Source organism: Pseudomonas sp. C9D1 (assembly GCF_056491235.1).
Genome location: NZ_JBSZIE010000002.1, coordinates 1,230,620 through 1,245,494, shown reverse-complemented (window position 1 = coordinate 1,245,494; position 14,875 = coordinate 1,230,620). Strand labels below are relative to the sequence as shown.

The 14,875-nt window shown below is 63.5% G+C and carries 14 protein-coding genes, 1 tRNA gene and 2 rRNA genes; 10 read left to right on the top strand and 7 right to left on the bottom strand.

Annotated features, from left to right (window positions below; all coding sequences use genetic code 11):
- The first annotated feature begins 9 nt into the window (after positions 1–9).
- From ACXI0U_RS14035 to rrf, 3 genes are all read left to right on the top strand, one after another.
- Positions 10–85: transfer RNA gene (locus ACXI0U_RS14035), tRNA-Ala, on the top strand.
- 235 nt (positions 86–320) lie between these two features.
- Positions 321–3,212: ribosomal RNA gene (locus ACXI0U_RS14030) — 23S ribosomal RNA — on the top strand.
- 131 nt (positions 3,213–3,343) lie between these two features.
- Positions 3,344–3,459 (top strand): 5S ribosomal RNA (rrf, locus tag ACXI0U_RS14025).
- A gap of 365 nt (positions 3,460–3,824) precedes the next feature.
- Here the strand turns inward: rrf and queD are convergent.
- Both queD and norR read right to left on the bottom strand, forming a co-directional pair.
- Positions 3,825–4,181 (bottom strand): 6-carboxytetrahydropterin synthase QueD, encoded by a 357-nt coding sequence (gene queD / locus ACXI0U_RS14020; RefSeq protein WP_043247051.1) that lies wholly within the window; start codon positions 4,179–4,181, stop codon positions 3,825–3,827.
- Between the two features lie 102 nt (positions 4,182–4,283).
- Positions 4,284–5,837 (bottom strand): nitric oxide reductase transcriptional regulator NorR, encoded by a 1,554-nt coding sequence (gene norR, locus ACXI0U_RS14015; protein WP_431482223.1) that lies wholly within the window; start codon positions 5,835–5,837, stop codon positions 4,284–4,286.
- Between the two features lie 154 nt (positions 5,838–5,991).
- On the opposite strand from norR, the gene hmpA reads away from it, so the two are divergent.
- The 3 genes from hmpA to ACXI0U_RS14000 are packed head-to-tail and all read left to right on the top strand — an operon-like array spanning position 5,992 to position 8,648.
- A complete protein-coding gene (gene hmpA, locus ACXI0U_RS14010) occupies positions 5,992–7,173 on the top strand; it encodes an NO-inducible flavohemoprotein (RefSeq protein WP_431482222.1) in 1,182 nt (393 codons plus the stop codon).
- A gap of 52 nt (positions 7,174–7,225) precedes the next feature.
- On the top strand, positions 7,226–7,471 hold the full coding sequence (locus ACXI0U_RS14005; protein ID WP_431482221.1) for a transmembrane sensor/regulator PpyR: 246 nt from the start codon (positions 7,226–7,228) through the stop codon (positions 7,469–7,471).
- Entirely contained in the window at positions 7,458–8,648 is a 1,191-nt protein-coding gene (locus tag ACXI0U_RS14000) for an NnrS family protein (protein ID WP_043247045.1), read from the top strand. Before ACXI0U_RS14005 ends, ACXI0U_RS14000 begins: the two co-directional genes overlap by 14 nt.
- A 3-nt stretch (positions 8,649–8,651) precedes the next feature.
- Here ACXI0U_RS14000 and ACXI0U_RS13995 read toward each other — a convergent pair whose 3' ends face one another.
- The 3 genes from ACXI0U_RS13995 to ACXI0U_RS13985 form a co-directional block, all read right to left on the bottom strand.
- Complete coding sequence (locus ACXI0U_RS13995; protein WP_479550414.1) at positions 8,652–8,909, bottom strand: DUF5329 family protein; 258 nt, start codon at positions 8,907–8,909, stop codon at positions 8,652–8,654.
- The gene (locus ACXI0U_RS13990) at positions 8,869–9,795 is read right to left on the bottom strand and encodes a hypothetical protein (RefSeq protein WP_043247043.1); all 927 of its coding nucleotides are present in this window, start codon (positions 9,793–9,795) and stop codon (positions 8,869–8,871) included. Before ACXI0U_RS13990 ends, ACXI0U_RS13995 begins: the two co-directional genes overlap by 41 nt.
- Before the next feature lie 66 nt (positions 9,796–9,861).
- Complete coding sequence (locus ACXI0U_RS13985) at positions 9,862–10,941, bottom strand: patatin-like phospholipase domain-containing protein (RefSeq protein WP_043247040.1); 1,080 nt, start codon at positions 10,939–10,941, stop codon at positions 9,862–9,864.
- Positions 10,942–11,165: 224 nt separating this feature from the next.
- Between ACXI0U_RS13985 and ACXI0U_RS13980 the strand changes: the two genes are divergently transcribed.
- The 4 genes from ACXI0U_RS13980 to ACXI0U_RS13965 are packed head-to-tail and all read left to right on the top strand — an operon-like array spanning position 11,166 to position 13,778.
- On the top strand, positions 11,166–11,474 hold the full coding sequence (locus tag ACXI0U_RS13980) for a PepSY domain-containing protein (protein WP_021216815.1): 309 nt from the start codon (positions 11,166–11,168) through the stop codon (positions 11,472–11,474).
- Complete coding sequence (locus ACXI0U_RS13975) at positions 11,474–11,788, top strand: PepSY domain-containing protein (RefSeq protein ID WP_021216816.1); 315 nt, start codon at positions 11,474–11,476, stop codon at positions 11,786–11,788. Before ACXI0U_RS13980 ends, ACXI0U_RS13975 begins: the two co-directional genes overlap by 1 nt.
- The gene (locus ACXI0U_RS13970) at positions 11,788–12,456 is read left to right on the top strand and encodes a response regulator transcription factor (RefSeq protein WP_021216817.1); all 669 of its coding nucleotides are present in this window, start codon (positions 11,788–11,790) and stop codon (positions 12,454–12,456) included. The genes ACXI0U_RS13975 and ACXI0U_RS13970 overlap by 1 nt, the downstream gene beginning before the upstream one ends.
- Positions 12,453–13,778 carry a sensor histidine kinase gene (locus tag ACXI0U_RS13965; RefSeq protein WP_431482220.1) on the top strand — a complete coding sequence of 442 codons (1,326 nt, stop codon included), beginning with the start codon at positions 12,453–12,455 and terminating at the stop codon, positions 13,776–13,778. Before ACXI0U_RS13970 ends, ACXI0U_RS13965 begins: the two co-directional genes overlap by 4 nt.
- Here the strand turns inward: ACXI0U_RS13965 and ACXI0U_RS13960 are convergent.
- Positions 13,775–14,299: an AAA family ATPase gene (locus ACXI0U_RS13960; protein WP_423499364.1), complete on the bottom strand. Its 525-nt coding sequence runs from the start codon at positions 14,297–14,299 to the stop codon at positions 13,775–13,777. The genes ACXI0U_RS13965 and ACXI0U_RS13960 overlap by 4 nt on opposite strands.
- The gene (gene pnuC, locus ACXI0U_RS13955; protein WP_271658337.1) at positions 14,296–14,859 is read right to left on the bottom strand and encodes a nicotinamide riboside transporter PnuC; all 564 of its coding nucleotides are present in this window, start codon (positions 14,857–14,859) and stop codon (positions 14,296–14,298) included. Before pnuC ends, ACXI0U_RS13960 begins: the two co-directional genes overlap by 4 nt.
- Between the last annotated feature and the right edge of the window lie 16 nt (positions 14,860–14,875).

Genomic DNA, 14,875 nt, shown 5'->3' with positions numbered 1-14,875 from the left:
GGTCTTCGAGGGGCCATAGCTCAGCTGGGAGAGCGCCTGCTTTGCACGCAGGAGGTCAGGAGTTCGATCCTCCTTGGCTCCACCATCCACTCTAATAATCGCTGAAAGCTCAGAAATGAGTGCCTTGAGAATGGCATTGATTTCTGGTCTTTGCGCCAGAACTGTTCTTTAAAAATTTGGGTATGTGATAGAAGTAGACTGAATAATCTCTTTCACTGGTGATTATTCAAGTCAAGGTAAAATTTGCGAGTTCAAGCGCGAATTTTCGGCGAATGTCGTCTTCACGTTAGAGACAATAACCAGATTGCTTGGGGTTATATGGTCAAGTGAAGAAGCGCATACGGTGGATGCCTTGGCAGTCAGAGGCGATGAAAGACGTGGTAGCCTGCGATAAGCTTCGGGGAGTCGGCAAACAGACTTTGATCCGGAGATCTCTGAATGGGGGAACCCAGCCATCATAAGATGGTTATCTTGTACTGAATACATAGGTGCAAGAGGCGAACCAGGGGAACTGAAACATCTAAGTACCCTGAGGAAAAGAAATCAACCGAGATTCCCTTAGTAGTGGCGAGCGAACGGGGACTAGCCCTTAAGTGGCTTTGAGATTAGCGGAACGCTCTGGAAAGTGCGGCCATAGTGGGTGATAGCCCTGTACGCGAAAATCTCTTAGTCATGAAATCGAGTAGGACGGGGCACGAGAAACCTTGTCTGAATATGGGGGGACCATCCTCCAAGGCTAAATACTACTGACTGACCGATAGTGAACCAGTACCGTGAGGGAAAGGCGAAAAGAACCCCGGAGAGGGGAGTGAAATAGAACCTGAAACCGTATGCGTACAAGCAGTGGGAGCCCACTTTGTTGGGTGACTGCGTACCTTTTGTATAATGGGTCAGCGACTTATTTTCAGTGGCGAGCTTAACCGAATAGGGGAGGCGTAGCGAAAGCGAGTCTTAATAGGGCGTCTAGTCGCTGGGAATAGACCCGAAACCGGGCGATCTATCCATGGGCAGGTTGAAGGTTAGGTAACACTGACTGGAGGACCGAACCGACTACCGTTGAAAAGTTAGCGGATGACCTGTGGATCGGAGTGAAAGGCTAATCAAGCTCGGAGATAGCTGGTTCTCCTCGAAAGCTATTTAGGTAGCGCCTCATGTATCACTGTAGGGGGTAGAGCACTGTTTCGGCTAGGGGGTCATCCCGACTTACCAAACCGATGCAAACTCCGAATACCTACAAGTGCCGAGCATGGGAGACACACGGCGGGTGCTAACGTCCGTCGTGAAAAGGGAAACAACCCAGACCGTCAGCTAAGGTCCCAAAGTTATGGTTAAGTGGGAAACGATGTGGGAAGGCTTAGACAGCTAGGAGGTTGGCTTAGAAGCAGCCACCCTTTAAAGAAAGCGTAATAGCTCACTAGTCGAGTCGGCCTGCGCGGAAGATGTAACGGGGCTCAAACCATACACCGAAGCTACGGGTATCACGTAAGTGATGCGGTAGAGGAGCGTTCTGTAAGCCTGTGAAGGTGAGTTGAGAAGCTTGCTGGAGGTATCAGAAGTGCGAATGCTGACATGAGTAACGACAATGCGAGTGAAAAACTCGCACGCCGAAAGACCAAGGGTTCCTGCGCAACGTTAATCGACGCAGGGTTAGTCGGTCCCTAAGGCGAGGCTGAAGAGCGTAGTCGATGGGAAACAGGTTAATATTCCTGTACTTCTAGTTACTGCGATGGAGGGACGGAGAAGGCTAGGCCAGCTTGGCGTTGGTTGTCCAAGTTTAAGGTGGTAGGCAGAGTGCTTAGGTAAATCCGGGCGCTTAATGCCGAGAACTGATGACGAGTCGTCTTTTAGACGATGAAGTGGTTGATGCCATGCTTCCAGGAAAAGCTTCTAAGCTTCAGGTAACTAGGAACCGTACCCCAAACCGACACAGGTGGTTGGGTAGAGAATACCAAGGCGCTTGAGAGAACTCGGGTGAAGGAACTAGGCAAAATGGCACCGTAACTTCGGGAGAAGGTGCGCCGGTGAGGGTGAAGGACTTGCTCCGTAAGCCCATGCCGGTCGAAGATACCAGGCCGCTGCGACTGTTTATTAAAAACACAGCACTCTGCAAACACGAAAGTGGACGTATAGGGTGTGACGCCTGCCCGGTGCCGGAAGGTTAATTGATGGGGTTAGCGCAAGCGAAGCTCTTGATCGAAGCCCCGGTAAACGGCGGCCGTAACTATAACGGTCCTAAGGTAGCGAAATTCCTTGTCGGGTAAGTTCCGACCTGCACGAATGGCGTAACGATGGCGGCGCTGTCTCCACCCGAGACTCAGTGAAATTGAAATCGCTGTGAAGATGCAGTGTATCCGCGGCTAGACGGAAAGACCCCGTGAACCTTTACTGTAGCTTTGCACTGGACTTTGAGCCTGCTTGTGTAGGATAGGTGGGAGGCTTTGAAGCGTGGACGCCAGTCTGCGTGGAGCCATCCTTGAAATACCACCCTGGCATGCTTGAGGTTCTAACTCTGGTCCGTTATCCGGATCGAGGACAGTGTATGGTGGGCAGTTTGACTGGGGCGGTCTCCTCCTAAAGAGTAACGGAGGAGTACGAAGGTGCGCTCAGACCGGTCGGAAATCGGTCGTAGAGTATAAAGGCAAAAGCGCGCTTGACTGCGAGACAGACACGTCGAGCAGGTACGAAAGTAGGTCTTAGTGATCCGGTGGTTCTGTATGGAAGGGCCATCGCTCAACGGATAAAAGGTACTCCGGGGATAACAGGCTGATACCGCCCAAGAGTTCATATCGACGGCGGTGTTTGGCACCTCGATGTCGGCTCATCACATCCTGGGGCTGAAGCCGGTCCCAAGGGTATGGCTGTTCGCCATTTAAAGTGGTACGCGAGCTGGGTTTAGAACGTCGTGAGACAGTTCGGTCCCTATCTGCCGTGGACGTTTGAGATTTGAGAGGGGCTGCTCCTAGTACGAGAGGACCGGAGTGGACGAACCTCTGGTGTTCCGGTTGTCACGCCAGTGGCATTGCCGGGTAGCTACGTTCGGAAGAGATAACCGCTGAAAGCATCTAAGCGGGAAACTCGCCTCAAGATGAGATCTCACTGGAGCCTTGAGCTCCCTAAAGGGCCGTCGAAGACTACGACGTTGATAGGTTGGGTGTGTAAGCGCTGTGAGGCGTTGAGCTAACCAATACTAATTGCCCGTGAGGCTTGACCATATAACACCCAAACAATCTGACGATTGTTGTTATAAGGTGAAGTCGACTTAGCCGAAAATTGGCGAGAACTTGCAAAGCCTTATCACATACCCATTCGGGGTCGCGTCTCAGACGATACCCCAACCGAATTGCTTGACGACCATAGAGCGTTGGAACCACCTGATCCCATCCCGAACTCAGTAGTGAAACGATGCATCGCCGATGGTAGTGTGGAGTTTCTCCATGTGAGAGTAGGTCATCGTCAAGCACCTATACCAAACCCCCGATCTTCGTAAGAAGGTCGGGGGTTTGACTTTGCGCGACGGAAAAATTGGTGCGGCGATATAAAGCACTGGCAACGCGGACAACCCAAGAATGGAGGCCAAGGTGCAATAGCACGGCTTGCCAGGGCGACTGTAGGGGCGACTTGAGTCGCCAAGCAGCCCGAAGGGCTGCCATGCCTATGAGCCTTGCTGCAGCCGATCCCGTTATGTCCGCTGAGTCGAAGAGCCCCCGGACTGAAGTCCGGGCTACATCCGGTCTACGTCCGACTACACAGGCGATGCAATCGACAGGATCTGCACAACAAAAAGGCCACCCAAGGGTGGCCTTTTGCATTTGGCAGGAGAAGAGTCAGTCGCCGCGGTACTCGCAGCCACTGGTGCAGGTCTCGTGGATGCGCACGCGGCTGAGCTCGGGAAGCAGCGGCTTGAGCTGTTGCCAGATCCACTTGGCGAGCACTTCGCTGGTGGGGTTTTCCAGGCCGGGGATGTCGTTCAGGTAGTTGTGATCGAGCTGCTCATAGAGCGGCTTGAAGATCGCCTTGATCTCGGAGAAGTCGCGTATCCAGCCGGTATAGGGATCGACTTCGCCTTCGATGTAGATGGCGACGCGGAAGGAGTGGCCGTGCAGACGCCCGCACTTGTGGCCGGCGGGGACGTGAGGGAGGCGGTGAGCCGCCTCGAAGATGAATTCCTTGAACAGTTCCACGAATGACGCTCTGAAGATGACGGCCCGGTACCGGCCTGGAAGGGGCGGGAGTTTACCAGTTCCTCCTCCCCTTTACCGCCCACCGGACGAGCCGCCTTACCGTCACTTGATGCCCAGGCGCTTGGCCAGGCGCAGCAGGTTGGCGCGATCCAGTCCCAGCTCCCGAGCGGCTGCGGCCCAGTTGCCTTCGTTGCGCTCCAGCGCTGCGGTCACCAGTCGCTGCTGATAGACATCCACCGCCGTGCGTAGATCGCCGACAGCGGCTGGCAGCTCTTCGACGACCGTCTCGTTCATCTGCGCAGGTATTCCCGAGCTCGGTAATGCCAGGTCCGCTGCCGTCAGGGTGAGGATGCGTGGCCGATCCGGCTGCGACACCCGCGCCTTGAGTCCCGCCCGCCCGATCAGGTGTTCCAGCTCCCGTACGTTGCCCGGCCAGTCGTAGCCGAGGAGGGCTGCTTGGGCATCCTGACTGAGGCGCAAGCTGCGCAGCCCCAGTTGAGCGCGGTTGTTCTCCAGGAAGAAACCGGCGAGCAGCAGCACATCACGGCCACGATCACGCAGCGGCGGTACACGCATGGGGTAGACGCTGAGGCGGTGATAGAGATCGGCGCGGAAGCGGCCATGGCGAACTTCCTCGGCCAGGTCGCGGTTGGTGGCGGCGATCACCCGGACGTTCACGCGGTGCTCGCGATCCGAACCCACCCGTTGCAACTGGCCACTCTGCAACACCCGCAGCAGCTTGGCCTGGATCGCCAGGGGGAGTTCGCCCACCTCGTCGAGGAACAGGCTGCCACCATCGGCCAGCTCGAACTTGCCGCGCCTGTCGCCCACGGCGCCGGAGAAGGCGCCACGTACATGGCCGAACAGCTCGCTCTCCACCAGGGTGTCCGGGAGGGCTGCGCAGTTGAGGCTGATGAGGGGCTGGTTGCTGCGTGGCGACTTGGCGTGGATCGCCTGGGCCACCAACTCCTTGCCGACGCCCGTTTCGCCGCTGATCAACACCGTCAGCTCACTGCCGCCGACCACGGCGATCTCCTCCACCAGCGCCTTGTGCGCGGGGCTCTGGCCGATCATTTCCTGCGGCCTTGCCTGCCCAGCGGCCTGGCGATAGACCTCCGCCCGCTGCTGCTCGTCCGCTGCGAGGCGTTCCAGGCCGTGCATACGCTCGGCTGCTTTCACCGTGGCGGCTGCCAAGCTGGCGAAGTGCTCCAGGGTTTGCAGGTCCTCGCTGGAGAAGCGCGATGGGTTCAATGCATCCAGCGTCAGCAGGCCCCAGGGGCGGTCATCCAGGAATAGCGGGCAGCCAAGGCAGTCGTGTACTTCCAGGTGCTCCAGATGGCCTTCCACCAGGCCGTCGTAGGGATCGGGCAGGTCGCAATCGGCCGGGAAGCGGGTCGGCCCGCGATTCTCCAGCAGCGCCTGCAGGCGCGGGTGTTCGGTGACCTTGAAACGCCGCCCCAAGGTATCCGCGCTCAGCCCGTCCACTGCGAGCGGCACCAGCTGTTCGCCATCGAGCTGCAGCAGGGCGGTGGCGTCACAGGGCAACAGGTCGCGCAATGCGCCGAGAAGGCGGCGATAGCGCTCGCGCTCCGGCAGGTCGCGAGAAAGATCGGTCACCAGAGGGATGAGCGTCTGCAGCAAGGATGGAGTTGTCATATTGACTTCTTGATGTCGGATTGACTCGAAATTGATTGTAGTCAAAACAACTCATAAATCTACAACTAGTTGATTTTAAAGAAATTAATATCTGGCACAGAAGATGTAATACCTACAGCGTGATTCAGGCCCATCTAAAAAACGGAGTCCAACCATGCTGTCCAGCCAAGTGCGTGCAATCGTCAAATCCACCGTCCCCCTGCTGGAGACCGGTGGCGAAGCCCTCACCACCCACTTCTACAAGATGATGCTCACCGAGTATCCGCAAGTGCGTCCCCTGTTCAACCAGGCCCACCAGGCCAGCGGCGACCAGGCTCGCGCCCTCGCCAACGGTGTACTGATGTATGCCCGTCACATCGACCAGCTCGAGGTGCTCGGCCCGCTGGTCAGCCGCATCGTCGCCAAGCACGTCGCCCTGCAGATCCTCCCCGAGCACTACCCGATCGTCGGCGACTGCCTGCTGCGCTCCATCCGTGAAGTCCTGGGCGAAGACATCGCCACGGACGAAGTCATAGATGCCTGGGCCCAAGCCTATGAACTGCTTGCCGGCCTGCTGATCGGTTCGGAAGAGGAAATCTATGCCGCCAGTGCCGAAGCCCCCGGTGGCTGGCGCGGCGCGCGCGGCTTCATCGTCGAGCGCAAGGTCGCGGAGAGCGAGGAGATCACCTCCTTCCACCTGGTGCCCGAAGACGGTGGCGTGGTGCTGGACTTCGCACCCGGCCAGTTCATCGGCCTGCGCCTGGAAATCGATGGCGAAGAAGCGCGCCGTAACTACTCCCTGTCCGCCGCCGCCAATGACCGCTCCTACCGCATCAGCGTCAAGCGTGAAAAGGGCGGCAAGGTCTCCAACTTCCTCCACGACCATATCGTCGAAGGCGATCGCGTCGAACTGTTCGCGCCGGCCGGCGATTTCGTCCTGCGCCCCAGCCGCAAACCCCTGGTGCTGATCACGGCGGGTGTCGGTATCACCCCTGCGTTGGCGATGCTCGAAGTGGCGCAGCACAGCGACCGGCCGATCCACTTCATCCACTGCGCGCGCAACGGCGCGGTACACGCCTTCCGCGACTGGGTCGAAGAGATTGCCGCCCGGCGCCCGAACCTCCAGCACTTCGTCTGCTACAGCGAACCGGCCGAGGGCGACCGTGCCGACGGCACCGGCTTCCTCACCCGCGAGCGTCTGGGGGGCTGGTTGCCGGCTGAGCGTGACCTGGACGCCTACTTCCTCGGGCCCAAGCCTTTCATGGCCCAGGTGAAGAAGCACCTGAAGGCGCTGGGCGTGCCCGGTGAACAATGCCACTACGAGTTCTTCGGGCCCGCCAGTGCCCTCGACAGCTGATCGACCCCGCCCGGCGCTCACGAGGCGCCGGGCCTTGAACGAGGAAACCACCATGACCTTCTTCAACTCCCCCGATGCTCTTCTGCGCTTCGCCAACCAGGTGCTGTGGGTTGGCCTGATCATGCTGCTGGTCGGCATCCTGTGCGGCTACATGCTCGACCCGTTCTTCGGCCTTCTGCCGCTGATCGCCTTCCACGGCATGGTCATCTTCGGGCCCACGCTGCTGAAGCTCGGCTACATCATGCGCCTTACCGCCCAATACCAACTGCGCAAGGAGGCGCTCCATGCAGTTGCGTGACCGTAAACGGGAATTGGCCATCGCGCCGCTCTGGCGCCTTGGCTTCCGCCCCTTCTTCCTCGCCGGCGGGCTCTTCGCGCTGATCGCCATCGCGCTTTGGCTCGCCGCGCTCGCCGGCCATCTTGCCGTCTGGCAACCCGTGGGTGGCTGGCTGGCCTGGCATCGCCATGAAATGCCCTTCGGTTTCGGCGTCGCCATCATCGCCGGCTTCCTGCTCACCGCCGTGCAGAACTGGACGGGCAGGGCGGGGCTCTCCGGGCGCCCGCTGATGGTGCTCGCCGCACTCTGGCTCGCCGCGCGCCTGGCGTGGTTGCTGGGCGCACCGCTGGTCATGCTGGTCCCCTTGCAAGCCGCTTTCCTGCCTCTGCTGGCCTTCGTTATCGGCCGCAGCCTGTGGCAGGCGCGCCAGCGCAACAACTACCCGGTGGTGGCCGTATTGCTCCTGCTCGGCAGCGCCGATGCCCTGGTGCTGACCGGCCTGGCGCTGGGCGACGACGGCCTGCAGCGCCAGGGCGTGCTCGCGGCGATGTGGCTGATTGCGGCGCTGATGGGCCTGATCGGCGGGCGGGTGATTCCCTTCTTCACCCAGCGTGGCCTCGGCCTCACCCAGCAGGTGAAAGCGCTGCCGTGGCTGGATCGCGCCACCCTCGGTTGCGTCCTGTTGGTGGCGGTGCTGACCGCCTCGGGCCTGGCGCTGAAGGCCAGCCCCTGGGTGGCGCTGCCGTTCGCCTGCCTGGCACTGGGCAATGCCGTGCGCCTGGGGCGCTGGTATGAAGTGGGTATCTGGCGCGTGCCGCTGCTCTGGTCGCTGCACCTGGCCTTCGCCTGGCTGGTGGTCGCGCCGCTCGGCCAGGCGCTGTGGCACCTGGGACTGCTGGGCAACCCGAGCCTGCCGCTGCACGCGTTGGCGGTGGGGGCGATGGGAGGGCTGATTCTGGCGATGCTGGCCCGCGTCAGCCTCGGCCATACCGGTCGGCCGCTGTCCCCGCCGAAGGCGATGGGCGTCGCTTTCGCGCTGGTCAATTGCGGTGCGGTGGCGCGGGTCTTCCTGCCGGGGCTGCTGCCGAACCTGGCATTGCCCCTGGCCGGTATCTGCTGGCTGGCCGCCTTCGCGCTGTTCCTGGCGCACTATGCGCCGATGTTCTGCCGCGCGCGGGTGGACGGCCAGCCGGGTTGAGGCTCAGGGCCGGGCTGCGCGCAGGCGCGCCAGTTCGGCCTTCAGCCATTCGGCGGAGAGCTGCTCCTGGCCGTTGCAGCACACTTTGTAGGGTTTACCGCTCATGCTGCTCTCGGTGGCGGCGCGGGCGATGAAGTCCTCGCTGGAGTCCACCAGGCCCTTGTTCTCCAGGTAGTCGAGCTTCTTCTGCAGATGATCGCGGGCTTCGGTCGCCGGGTACTCACTGCCGTTGCGGATGAACAGGCAGCCACTCGACGCCACGAACGTCAGCAGTCCCGCTATCTCCTGCTGGCTCCGGGCGTCCGGCGCCGCCTGGCTGGGGCTCATCGCAAGCAGCAAGCAACTGGCGCAGATGGCCTGCCAGGTAACGGTGAAAACGCGCATCTTCCCAATACTCCATATGGCTCAGGGGGGTGTGCCGCTTGTACCAGGGGCCGACCGGCATGGCGCGGTCCTCCTGCACGACGGCAGCATAGTTCTGCAGGGGCCGCAGCGGGTAGCCGAGCGCATCTGCCGGGGCATAGACATTCAGCCAGCGCGCCTGTTCGCGCACTCGTTCCTCCAGGCAATGGCCGGGGAAGCGGATGGGTTGCACGGGATCGTAGGCGAAGGTGAACAGGGGGATATTGCAGCCGAAGGTAACCAGCCCGGCCAGTGTCTCCAGTGCGATGAACGGGTCGCGCGGGCAGCTTGGCGTGTCATTGAGCTTCTGCTGGTCCCAGACGAAGTTGGAGAAGATGTGCCCGCCCAGCGAATGGGCCAGCACCACCAGCGGCGTGGTTGGGCTGACCCGGGCACGCAGGGCATTGAGGCCGGCGCGCAGGCACTGGTGCACTTCTTCATAGGTGGTGTCGTAGGCCTGGCTGACCTGGCGGTAGCCGCTGGCGTCGCCGAGGAACAGCGTCACCGCTTCGCGCAGCCAGCGCCAGGTCACGGGCTCGCGCTCCAGGCGGTCGAGATAGGCCTGCTCACGCTTGTCCAGCACGCTGGCCCAATAGCAGCTCTGGAAGGCGATCTGCTCGGCGTCGCTGCCCAGGCGCTTGCGCAGGCTGCGGATCAGCCCCTGGGCGAAGCTGTGCTGGCCGTCGTCGTCACGCAGGTCCTGCTGGTTGCCAATGCCATGGATGATGGCGACGGCGAGCTTCATCGGTTCTCTCCCTGAATCGTCGCGCGGCAGCCTACCCCGAGGCAGGCCGCGCGGCAATCGGGCCGATCAGAGCGGTTGCAGGCGCTCGGCGAGGCGGCCGCTGTCCGCCAGTTCGAGGAACTCGTCGCCCAGGCGCTGGCTCTCGCTCATCGCCTTGCGCCAGTAGCGCTCGCGGCCGGCGTCATTGCCCAGGTAGCGGGTGAAGTCCTTGCGGTCCGGCAGCTTGCCGTGGGGCAGGGTGGCCAGGTACGCCCGCGAGGGCGCCAGCAGCAGCACGTCCTGCAGGCGCACCGCGTCGCCACGGCGCCAGGGCAGGCCCTTGTCGAACCAGCCGGGAATCACCTTGTCGGTGAAGTGCGGGTAGAGCACCACGCCGTCACCGCTGTAGGGCAGGTCGAGGTGGTAGTCGAGCAGGCCGCCGTCGCGGTAGGTGCCGGGGCCGGCGCCGGGAATGTCGCGCACACCTTCCATCACCATGGGGATGGAGCCGGAAGCGAGCAGGGCGTGGCGCAGGTTGCCGGCGTCCAGGGCCAGGCAGCGCGAGGGGAAGTCTTCCAATGCGGCCAGGGGCGGGGCCAGGCGGCCGTCATGCAGGATCACCCGCTCGAAATGCCGGGCCAGGCGCGGGCGCCCCAGCAGGTTGGAGCCGATCACCGAACCCAGCCCCAGGCCCAGCGCGCCACGGCGATCATGGGCGAGCAGGCCGTGGCTCTTCACCACCACCACGTTGAGGCGGTAATGCGGGTTGCTCAGCACCTGTTCGTCCTGGCCGTCCAGCAACTGGTCGAGCATTTGCGCGCACAGGCGGCTGACCTCGGCCATGGTCACACCCTTGGGAAAGCGCTGCGCGGTGTACAGCTCACCCAGGCGGCTGATGCCCTTGGCGGCATCCGGCAGGCAGGCGCTGGCGAAGCGCCAGGAGCCGATGGAGGCGCCGATCAGCGAGCGCTCCTGGGGCGCGCGCGGCAGCCAGTCGCCGAACAGCGCCAGGTCCAGGCCCTGGATGCCGAGGGCCTTGGGGCCGCCGGCGGCGCCGGGAAGAATCTTCACGTCGGCCGGCTGCAGGCCGCGCTCGCGGATGCGTGCCAGGGCACGGCTGCCGGCGCGCAGGGTGAGGGCGGGCGACTTGATGTGAATGGCGCTCATGGGGGCCTCCGAAAAAAGCGAGGCAGCGATTATAGTGGCCCGCGCCGCCAGTCCAAGCGCCTTCATCGCGTGAATGATGCGCCCATGCCCGTGCGCAGGGAATGATTGGCGGAAACCGGGATATCGACTGCACTGAGCGAAGCGGCCGTAAATTCAGCTTGAGTTAATTGGCCTTCGCTAAGGTGTACCCATCGAAGACAGATATCCCCCCAAGGAGATGCACCATGAAAAAACTTACTGCCCTGTTCGCCGTCGCCACCCTCGCTGCCACCGCCGGTATCGCCCAGGCCCGTGACCTGGGACCGGACGAAGCCCTGAAGCTGCGCGACGCCGGCACCATCCAGTCGTTCGAGAAGCTCAACGCCGCCGCCATCGCCAAGCACCCCGGCTCCACCGTCAACGAGACCGAGCTGGAAGAGGAATACGGTCGCTACATCTACCAGGTGGAACTGCGTGATCCCCAGGGCGTGCAGTGGGACCTGGAGTTGGACGCCACCAATGGCCAGATCCTCAAGGATCACCAGGACGACTGATGCGACTGATCATGCGCTACAGCGGCATCGTCGCCCTGGTCCTGGCGGTCTTCGCTCTCGAAGCGGTTGCCCGTGACCTGGACCAGGACGAAGCCCTGAAGCTCCGCGAGGAAGGCGTGATCATGCCCCTCGAGCAACTGCTGCACCGAGCCCTGGGGTTGTACCCCGGGGCTCGCTTGTTGGAAGCGGAGCTGGAAGAGGAAGACGATGTCTATGTCTACGAAGTCGAGCTGCTGACCACCGACGGCGTGGTGCGGGAACTGGAACTGGATGCCCGCGACGGTCGCATCCTGAAGGACGAGGAAGATGACTGATGCGCCTGCTGCTGGTTGAGGATCACGTACCCCTGGCGGACGAACTGCTGGCCGGGCTCGGCCGCCAGGGGTACGCGGTGGATTGGCTGGCCGACGGCCGCGACGCCGCCCACCAGGGCGCCAGCGAGCCCTATGACCTGATCGTGCTGGACCTCGGGCTGCCCGGGCGCCCCGGCCTCGACGTGCTGCGCGAGTGGCGTGCCGGCGGCCTGGCCACGCCGGTGCTGATCCTCACCGCGCGGGACTCCTGGGCCGAGCGTATCGAAGGCCTCAAGGCCGGCGCCGACGACTACCTGACCAAGCCCTTCCACCCGGAGGAACTGGCCCTGCGCATCCAGTCGCTGTTGCGCCGCGCCCGCGGCCTGGCCAACCAGCCGCACCTGGAAGCGGCCGGCCTGCAGCTGGACGAGGGCCGCCAGTGCGTCACCCGGGGCGGCGAAGAGGTGGACCTGACCGCCGCCGAGTTCCGCCTGCTGCGCTACTTCATGCTCCACCCCGGCCAGTTGCTGTCCAAGAGCCACCTGGCTGAGCACCTCTACGACGGCGAGACCGAGCGCGATTCCAACGTCATCGAGGTCCACGTCAACCACCTGCGGCGCAAGCTCGGCCGCACCGTGATCGAAACGCGCCGAGGCCAGGGCTACCGCTTCACCGGTGCCACCGAGTGAGGTCCATCCAGCGCCAGCTCAGCATCGGCCTGGTGACCCTGCTGCTGGTGGTCGGGCTGCTGCTGGCTCAGGTCAGCCTGTGGCTGTTCGACGACGGCCTGCGCCGCCACCTGGAAGGCAACCTGCGCAGCGAGGCGGAAAGCCTGCTGGCCGCCCTGGTGCGCGGGCCCAACGGCATCCAGCTGGACGAACAGAAGCTCAACCCGGTGCACCAGCAGCCCTATTCGGGGCGCTACTTCCTGATCCGCATCGATGACAAACCCTGGCGCTCGCGCTCCCTCTGGGATGCTGAGCTCGCCATGCCCGAGCGGCCCGGCCTCACCGCCGAGCTGCTGCCCGGCCCCAACGACCAGCAGTTGCTGACCTATCGTGGTGACTACCGCCGCTTCGGCCGCCAGGTGAGCATCGCCGTGGCTCAGGACTACACGCCCATCCTCGACAGCTTCCGTCGCGTGCAGTGGACGGGCGTCGCCCTGGGCGCTGCCGCCTTGCTGCTGGTGCTCGCCCTGCAGCGCTATACCGTGCGCCGCGCCCTGCGCCCGCTGGAGCGGGTGCGCCGGCAGATCGCCCAGCTGCAACAGGGCCAGCGCAGCGAGCTGGATGCCCGCGTGCCCCTGGAGCTGGAGCCGCTGGTGGGCCAGGTCAACCACCTGCTGGCCCACACCGAAGACACCCTGCGCCGCTCGCGCAACGCCCTGGGCAACCTTGGCCACGCGTTGAAGACGCCCCTGGCGGTGCTGGTCAGCCTGGAATCCCGCGACGAGCTGCGCGCGCACCCGGAGCTGTGCGCCACCCTGGCCGAGCAACTGGAACAGATCCAGCAACGCCTGGCCCGGGAGCTGGGCCGCGCGCGCCTGGCCGGGGAAGCGCTGCCGGGTGCGCATTTCGATTGCGATGCGGAGTTGCCGGGGCTGTTCAACACCCTGTCGATGATCCATGACAGCCAGCTCGACCTGGACTGGGACGCCGCCGCCGGGCTGCGCCTGCCCTGGGACCGCGAAGACCTGCTGGAGCTGCTGGGCAACCTGCTGGACAACGCCTGCAAATGGGCCGAGACCCAGGTGCTGCTGTCCATCTCCGTGCAGGCCGGCGGCTACCGCCTGAGCGTGGACGACGACGGTCCCGGCATCGCCGAGGAGCAGCGCGAATCGGTGCTGGACAGGGGCTCGCGGCTGGACGAGCAGGTCGCCGGCCACGGGTTGGGGCTGGGCATCGTGCGGGACATCGTCGACGCCTGGGGCGGCAGCATCCGCTTGCTGGAAAGCCCCCTCGGCGGGCTGCGTGTGCTGGTGGAACTGCCGGCGCCGGCTGCTCGCGCCTAGCCCGCCAGCAATCGCTCCACCGCCGCCAGGGCCAGGCGCTGGCGCTCCTGCCAGTCACCGCCCAACACCTCGAAGCGCTGCCCGTTGGCCACCAGCCAGTCCTGGCTGGCGCTGAAGAAGGCCTGGCGTTCGCTCAGCTCCGGCTGGCAGCGCTGGCCATCGCCCAGCCACTCCACCCCTTCAGGGCGCAGCAGCAGGTGCAGGTCGTAGTGCCGTGCCAGCAACTCGGTCTCCAGCCAGGCGGGGCAGTCGCCGAACAGGGTGCGGCTCCAGAGCATGTTGCTCAGCAGGTGGGTGTCGAGGATCAGCAGGGCAGGGCGTCGGGCGCGGGCCGCGTCCTCGCGCTGCAGCTGGCCACGGGCAATGGCAGGGATGTCGGCGTAGCAGGTGTCGCGGCGCTGCTCGTCGATGAAATCACGCACGTACTCACTGACCACCTCGCCGCCGAAGCGCGCTTGTAACTCACTCGCCAGCCAGCTCTTGCCACTGGATTCCGGCCCCGCCAGCACCACCACCTTCATGCCGGGCTCGCCTGCGGCTGTCGCCATTGGCGCCAGCCGTGCACGGCCAGCAGGGTGAACAGCACGTAGAGCGCGGCGGTCAGGTACAGCGCCTTGCTGATGAACAGGCCGACGAAGATCACGTCCACCACTATCCACAGCGCCCAGCACTCCAGGCGCTTCTGTGCCATCCAGACCTGGGCCACCAGGCTGAAGGCGGTGAGGGCGGCGTCCAGCCAGGGCGCGGCGGCGTCGGTGTGGGTGGCCATCAGGTAACCCAGGCTCAAGGCGCCAGCGGTGCCGAGGGCCAGGCTCAGCAGCAGGCCGTTGCGTGCCAGGCGCGTCACCTCGCGGCCCTCGTGGCGATCTCCGCCCCGGGTCCACTGCCACCAGCCATACAGCTGCAGCACGGCGTAGATCAGCTGCAACAGCATGTCGGAGTAGAGCTTCACCTCGAAGAAGATCCAGGCGTAGATCAGCACCATGACCAGGCCGATGGGCCAGCACCAGCGGTTCTGCCGGGTGGTGAGCCAGACGGCCAGCACGCCGATCGCGGCGGCGAAGAGTTCAAGTGGCGACACGGGCGGCCCTCGTGAA

Coding starts and splice junctions, on each gene's coding strand:
- norR (WP_431482223.1), bottom strand. CDS start 5,837: ATGACAACTCCATCCTTGCTGCAGACGCTCATCCCTCTGGTGACCGAT.
- hmpA (WP_431482222.1), top strand. CDS start 5,992: ATGCTGTCCAGCCAAGTGCGTGCAATCGTCAAATCCACCGTCCCCCTG.
- ACXI0U_RS14005 (WP_431482221.1), top strand. CDS start 7,226: ATGACCTTCTTCAACTCCCCCGATGCTCTTCTGCGCTTCGCCAACCAG.
- ACXI0U_RS14000 (WP_043247045.1), top strand. CDS start 7,458: ATGCAGTTGCGTGACCGTAAACGGGAATTGGCCATCGCGCCGCTCTGG.
- ACXI0U_RS13990 (WP_043247043.1), bottom strand. CDS start 9,795: ATGAAGCTCGCCGTCGCCATCATCCATGGCATTGGCAACCAGCAGGAC.
- ACXI0U_RS13985 (WP_043247040.1), bottom strand. CDS start 10,941: ATGAGCGCCATTCACATCAAGTCGCCCGCCCTCACCCTGCGCGCCGGC.
- ACXI0U_RS13980 (WP_021216815.1), top strand. CDS start 11,166: ATGAAAAAACTTACTGCCCTGTTCGCCGTCGCCACCCTCGCTGCCACC.
- ACXI0U_RS13975 (WP_021216816.1), top strand. CDS start 11,474: ATGCGACTGATCATGCGCTACAGCGGCATCGTCGCCCTGGTCCTGGCG.
- ACXI0U_RS13970 (WP_021216817.1), top strand. CDS start 11,788: ATGCGCCTGCTGCTGGTTGAGGATCACGTACCCCTGGCGGACGAACTG.
- ACXI0U_RS13960 (WP_423499364.1), bottom strand. CDS start 14,299: ATGAAGGTGGTGGTGCTGGCGGGGCCGGAATCCAGTGGCAAGAGCTGG.